We start from the raw sequence: 4,831 nt of genomic DNA, 5'->3' as shown, positions 1-4,831 counted from the left end.
GAGGGACTCAAAGGTACAGCTGAATAATTTTCTTCTCCCCCCCTGGAGAGATCCCCCGCTCCCTTACTTTGTGCAAGCACTGGCAACTTCACAGTAAATGTTGCGCCCATACCTTCCCCTTCGCTGAACGCCTGAACGCTGCCGCCGTGCAATTCCACCAAGCGGCGCACAATTGTCAGTCCCAATCCCAGTCCGCCCTCAACTCTTGTGATTGTGCCATCTTCTTGACGGAAACCGTCAAAAACATGGGGTAGAAAATCAGATCCGATCCCTTTGCCAGTGTCACTTACCGTAATTTGAACATAGGAGATTGCAGATTTGAGATGGAAGATTTCAGGTTGAACTTTTTCCGTTTCAAATTGCAATCCTAAAATCCGCTTTTGGGTTGGCTGCAAAATATTATTTCCTGAGTCGGCTTCTGGGGAGGCAATATTTAAATTTGCCCCTAAACTAGCTCCAAACGAGTCAAATTTTTCGGAAATCGGCAATTCAGCCAGCGTCACCTTGACTTGTCCTCCTTCTGGGGTAAACTTAACAGCGTTGGAAAGCAGATTGCCGATAACTTGCTGCAAACGATCGACATCGCCGATCACTTTGCTCAGCACAGGATCGAGACTCGACTCCAGTTGAATACCTTTTGCTTGCGCTGCTGGCTTGATAGTTTCGATCGCCTCCTCAATGATTCTTTCCAGGTTGACCGGCTGCATACTCAAACGAATCTTGCCGCGAATAATGCGGGAAACATCCAAAATATCGTTAATCAGCGTTACCTGTTGTTTGGCATTGCGCTCTATTGTTTCCAGCGCCTTATTGACAATTTCTTCACTCAACTTGCGGCTGCGTAGCATTTGCGACCAGCCCAGAATAGAGTTCAACGGCGTGCGAAGTTCGTGGGAAACGATCGCCAGAAATTCATCCTTGAGTCGGTTTGCCGCTTCCGCCGATGCCCGTGCTTTTTGTTCTGCCTCGTACAGATTAGCGCGATCGATTGCCACAGCAAACCGCTCGGCTACCAGTTGTAGCAGATAAATATCGTCTTGAGTGAAATGGCGGCTTTCAATAGTACCGACGTGGACAACTCCCAAAACTCGATCGTCAATTAGCAAAGGCACACCGATGAGCGACTGAATCTGTTTTTCCCGCAGCAAGGGGCTGTAAACTTGCCTATAAGCATCGCGCTCGACAAATAACGGCTGACGCAGTGCGGCAATATGTCCGGCGAATCCTTCACCGATGGGAATGCGAACTTCGTGACGAGCTTCCTCATCAAGTCCCTTGGCTGCCCTCACCACAAGAGTGTTGGTTTGAGTATCCGTCAGCAAGATTGCCGCCGTATCCGCCTGAAGAATTTCTCCGATCCGCCCCAGCAGCCCATCCAGCAGGTCTTCCAGGGATAAAGGTGCGATCGCGGCATCCGTAACTGCTTGCAGACGTTCCACTCTCTCAGCGGCAGCTTCGGCTAAAGCCCGTGCTGCTTGTTCCCGCGCTAGTAGCTTTGTTCGTTCTTGCTCTGCTCGCACTCGATCGTCAATGTCCGTATTAGTGCCGAACCACTTGACAATTTGACCTTCTTTGTCAAGCATTGGCAAAGCTTGACCTAAAAACCAGCGATATTTTCCGTCCTTTGCCTTCATACGAGCTTGAATTTGGTAAGTGGAGCCGGTTTGCAGAGCGTTGCTCCAGGTATCGATACACTGCTGCAAATCGTCAGGATGTACGATCGCTGGCCATCCCTGTGTTTGAATTTGCTCCAGCGTCATGCCAGTGTAATCGCACCAGCGCTGGCTGTAGTAATCTACCTTCCCATTCGGTTCTGCTGTCCATACCATCTGCGGTATCGATTCAGCAAGAAAGCGATAGCGGTATTCATTTCCCTCCGCTTGCGTGCGTGCTGCTTGCTCCCGCTCTAATAGCTGCGTGCGTTCTGCTTCCGCTTGCTGGCGTTGGATTGCTTCTGCCAGGATGTTGGCAGCAGCTTGCAAAAAGTAAATATCATCTTGTGTAAATGTGCGGCTGCGCTTGCTGTGTACCCCCAGAACGCCCCAATGTCCATTTTTTCCGGCGATCGTGACACTCATCCCGCTGACTGCGCCGTGGTTGTGCAGCAGTGGCGGGCCACTAAATCGCGTTTCGGTGCGGAGATCTCGAACAACGATCGGCTCTTGGGAAAGCAAAGTATAACCAGCCTGGGAATCTTTCTCTGTTCCTACTGTCGCATTGCCTACAAGTCCGGGCTGCCAACCTACACCTGCCCGCAGCAGTAAAGCGTCACCCCCTGGAAGCAGTTCTAAAACTTTACAATATTCAACTTCTAGAGTTTGGGCAATGACGTTAACGGCTTCGTCCATTAAAGTATCGAGGTTGCTTCCAGCTAGCGCCCGTTGACCGATTTGGGCGATCGCTTGCTGTTCGCCATTCCGCACTCTCAACTCTTCTTCTACCTGTTTGCGATCGGTGATATCGGATCTGATTGCTAAATATTGAAATGGTTTACCCGTGCGATCGAGAAAAGGAACTATTACTGTATCAACCCAGTAATACGTTCCGTCTTTGGCTTTATTCTTAATTTCTCCTTTCCAAACTTTGCCGCTCACAATTGTTGCCCACAAGTTCCGGAAGAATTCTTTGGAATGATAACCGGAATTGAGAATGCGATGGTCTTGTCCGAGAAGTTCTTCTCTGGAATATTTCGATATTTCGCAAAATTTATCGTTTACGTAGTTAATTATGCCTTTTTTGTCCGTTCTCGCTACTATGGCAGCTCGATCTAAAGCAAATTTGATATCTGAAAGTTCTTTGAGCGAGCTTTCGTCTGACGGTTTGCGATCGCCAACAAAGCGGGTTACTTTTGAGAAGCCTCTGAGATTGCCTGCTTCGTCTCGTAAAGCAGTAATGACGATATCTGCCCAGAAGCGGGAACCATTTTTTCGCACGCGCCAACCTTCTTCTTCATAGCGACCTTCTGTTGCTGCTAAATGCAGTATCTGTTTGGGTTTATCCTGTGCGATATCTTCGGGAGTATAAAAGCGGGAGAAATGCTGACCGATAATTTCTTTTGCCTGATAACCCTTGATGCTTTCTGCCCCTTCGTTCCAGCTGACTACGCATCCGTTCTGGTCAAGCATATAAATTGCGTAGTCTTTTACTCCCTCTACCAGCATACGGAAACTATCCTCGCTAGTTCGGAGCTTGTCTCGAGCCCTTTGACGGGCAGAAGTTAGCCATACGATCGACAGCGCCACGACAGCGAATACGCTCAGCCACAAGATATCGCTACCAAAGGTAAATTGCAGGGAATCCCCCAGTTTCTCAAACAAGAAATCGATCGAAAACACAGACAAGACGGTGGCTGTTAAACCATACCCAAAATCACCGTAGCCAAACGCGACAGTAGCAAAAAACAGGGGTGTATGGGTATGCTGTAGTGCTGGTTTTAGCGATAGTGCGATCGATAGGGACATTGCCGCCGCGAATACAGCGATGCCGTAACGCCACAATGAGGATCTCTGAGTGCAGCCTTTGGGAAAAAGCCGTTTTGTATTTGATGTAAGTGGCGACATGATTTGATACACTGAGCTTCTGATATTTGGACTGCCATCGTTCCGATCTAGCCTAATTCCAGGTTAAAAGCTGTGCGGTTGCGATCGCTCCGCTTTGCACAGGTCTATTTAACTTTGTGTTGGCTCAGCACAGCTACCCCATACTTAGTTTTACTTTGTGTTTTTTTCCATACCTTATACAAAAAAGAAATTTCACTTTAGGGCTCTTGAGAAAAATTGGGTTTGACGGCGAATTCGATCGAAGATGCTTGTATGGAAAGTGCAGTTCCATTAGAGATCGAGCAATCCGCAACTAAGTTCCGGAGTTGCCAGATCTTCTTGTTAAGAAGAAAACATTTCCATACGGAGATGAATTCGCGGGTTCAACTTAGCTTCCACAAGTTTCCCGCCGATCAAATGTCGTTCCACAATTTCAGGTACATCGCTGGTTTTTACCCGGCAATACCAAGTCTCGTCAGGGACTATCCGCACGGTAGGGCCAGAGCTGCACTGCCCCATACAACCGCTACTTTCCACCCTCACTCCAGGAACTTCTGCCGCCTGAAAAGCTGTTAGCACCTCTGCCGAGCTGTTATTCAAGCAAGAACGGTTCTGACAAATCAATACGCAACGAGGTTCTGCCATAAACTCCCAATATCCGCCAGTAGTAACGCACACCTTTTTTATTGTGAACTAGATCGCTACTTTTATGCTAGTAGAGATACGGTTACCCTATTTAGCATTGCAAGTGCTAACGATCGCTGTAGTCTCTAGACAGGTTAAAATTGTAAGCAAACCTTAAATAACTGACCCTCCTTACAATATGCGATTTCAATGCGAGCCAAGTAAGTAAATACTCTTAATTAAAATTTAAAAACCTCAATTTTTAGGATGCTATTTACTATTGAAAATTTTCAATTAGCGGATATGGGATCTACAATGGAACCCATGAACAGGATTGTTCCCGTTCGCTCGTCTCTAATGGCACAGAAAAAGGGGCGATCGACAATCATTGTTACCGCCCCTCCTCTAGTACTTCCTACTGTCGTGACTGCTGATGCTTTAGTACCTTCTTCGTTGACTTCTACAAAAGTCTTGTGTTTAATAAAGCTAATCCATAAAGGTGGGTTTGCCATAGCTGAAAAATCAGCATCTTTCCGAAAAGCAATTTCCATACCCATGTTTTTAAACACATCTTCTAAATCTATTTCGTACTCTAATTGCAATCGCGGCATTCCAATTAAAAGTGGTATTTCTTCTTCATAATTTTGCTCAGCGTTAATATTATTTAT

At 46.9% G+C, this 4,831-nt stretch carries 3 protein-coding genes; all 3 read right to left on the bottom strand.

Features of this window, described 5'->3' with window-relative positions:
• The coding region (locus tag H6S82_RS18545; RefSeq protein ID WP_191056527.1) for a PAS domain S-box protein at positions 1 to 3,560 on the bottom strand (3,560 nt) is incomplete at its 3' end.
• 321 nt (positions 3,561 to 3,881) lie between these two features.
• The gene (locus H6S82_RS18540; protein WP_190462316.1) at positions 3,882 to 4,184 is read right to left on the bottom strand and encodes a (2Fe-2S) ferredoxin domain-containing protein; all 303 of its coding nucleotides are present in this window, start codon (positions 4,182 to 4,184) and stop codon (positions 3,882 to 3,884) included.
• A 269-nt stretch (positions 4,185 to 4,453) separates the two neighbouring features.
• Positions 4,454 to 4,831, bottom strand: a 378-nt coding sequence (locus H6S82_RS18535) for a serpin family protein (RefSeq protein ID WP_277926488.1), incomplete at its 5' end; no start/stop codon positions are given.

This window comes from Planktothrix sp. FACHB-1355 (assembly GCF_014748295.1).
Classification (GTDB): Bacteria; Cyanobacteriota; Cyanobacteriia; order Cyanobacteriales; family Aerosakkonemataceae; genus Aerosakkonema; species Aerosakkonema funiforme_A.
This window is presented reverse-complemented; position numbering and strand designations above follow the sequence as displayed.